This window comes from Saccharopolyspora tripterygii, assembly GCF_054778355.1.
Window position 1 is genome coordinate 1 of the sequence record NZ_BAAGZP010000072.1, and the last position, 996, is coordinate 996.

Below are 996 nucleotides of genomic sequence, written 5' to 3' on the forward strand. Positions count from 1 at the left end.
CGGCGGTGTAGATGGTCTCAAACTCGACTGGGGTGAGTTTGCCGAGGCGGCGTTGCCGTCGCCGGCGGTGGTATTTGGTCTCGATCCAGGACACGATCGCCAGCCGTAGTTCCTCCCGACTCTTCCAGCGTCTGGTGTTGAGAATGTTCTTCTGTAGCAAGGAAAAGAAGGACTCCATGGCGGCGTTGTCGCCGCAGGCGCCGACCCGACCCATGGAGCCGGTCAGCCCGTGCGAGCGAAGCAGACGCCCGTAGCTTCTGGATCGAAATTGACTGCCCCTGTCCGAATGCACGATCACGCCCTGCGGGTTGCGCAGGGCGATGGCGTTGCGTAACGCGGCCACGGCCAACGACGAGCGCATCCGGGGGCCGATCGAGTAGCCGACGATGCGGTTGGAGTAGCAGTCCTTGACCGCGCACAGGTACAGCTTGCCCTCGGCGGTGGAATGCTCTGTGATGTCTGTCAACCACTTGGTATTCGGTGCGGTAGCGGTGAAATCGCGGTCCACGAGGTCGTCGTGCACCGGCGGTCCGGCCTTCGGATTGCGTGCCTTTTTCTTGGCATGCAAGGAAAAGATCTTCTGCATCGAGCAGATCCGCCATACCCGGTTCTCCGAGGCCGCGAAGCCTCGCCGGGCGAGTTCGTCGGCGATGAACCGATACCCCTCGGTCGGATCATCGGAATGGATCTCGAGGGCGGCCTTGATCAGATGGGCGTCGTCCCAGTCGCGTTGCGAGACCGGGTCGGATTCCCACTGGTAGTAGGCCTGCCGGGAGATACCCAGCACCCTGCACGTCACCGCCACCGGCACCCTGATCGGGGCGTCGGCGGCGGCCAGGTCACGGACGAGCGGGAAAGCTATTTTCCCCGCAGAGCACCCTGGGACAAATACGCCGCGGCCTTACGCAGGACCTCGTTCTCCTGCTCCAGCAGCCGGTTGCGCTTGCGGAGTTCCCGCAGCTCAGCCGACTCCTCACGAGTCACACCCTCACGGGT

General features: G+C 63.6%; 1 pseudogene. It reads right to left on the reverse strand.

Annotation, left to right across the window (positions count from 1 at the left end):
- A pseudogene (locus ACYVF3_RS32575) lies at positions 1-996 on the reverse strand (IS3 family transposase); the annotation flags it as partial.